Here is a 795-nt window from a genome sequence, read left to right on the forward strand (position 1 = left end):
TGATCCGCCGCTCAAAGTTTCAAAACATAAGCTTTGCTATTCTTGCCGCCGCTAGCGCACCAGCACTTTCCCAAACATTAGCCCCTGCTCAATCCGTATCGCCATTACAAGAAGAAATACAGTGGCTACAGGCAGAGACTTATGTTTCTACGGCAACTAAGACTTTGGAAGATATTAAGAAAAGTGGAGCAAGTGTTACCGTCATTACCGCTGCTGACTTAAAAAGAATGGGTGCGCGCAACCTAATGGACGCACTAAAGCGCGTACCTGGCTTAGGTGTTTACCAAACTAATATGGGAGGGTCTACCCTCGAGATAAGAGGGCTAAAAACAGACTTCAGTGAAAAAGTATTATTTCTAATCAATGGCCACGCTAACAATAACAACCTGGTAAATGGTGGTGCACTAAGCTCTTACAACAACTTTATTGTCGATGACATTAGCCGGGTAGAAATTGTCCGTGGCCCTGGCTCAGCACTCTACGGAGCCAATGCTTTTGTCGCCGTAATTAACATCATCACCAAAACGGCTCAGAATACACAAGAAACAACACTAAGCGCAGGCATCGGAAGTGACCAATCAAGGAAGCTCAATGCATCGTATCGCGATGGTACAGGCCCTTTAAAGATGGTGAACAGATTGTAGCCATCATTTCGGACTACATTATGCCTGTTACCAAAGGCGATAAGTTCTTGATTGACGTTCATGCCATGTTCCCTGATATCATCAAGATAATACTCACGGGTCATGCCGATAGCTCAGCAGTCCAAGAAGCCTATGAACAAGCGAATCTTGC

Annotated in this window: 1 protein-coding gene; it reads left to right on the top strand. The window is 45.0% G+C overall.

What is annotated here, in order from left to right; genetic code table 11:
• Nucleotides 1-644, top strand: a 644-nt coding sequence (locus tag A3756_RS20385; protein ID WP_197481423.1) for a TonB-dependent receptor, incomplete at its 5' end; no start/stop codon positions are given.
• Nucleotides 645-795 lie beyond the last annotated feature (151 nt).

This window comes from Oleiphilus sp. HI0086 (genome assembly GCF_001635225.1).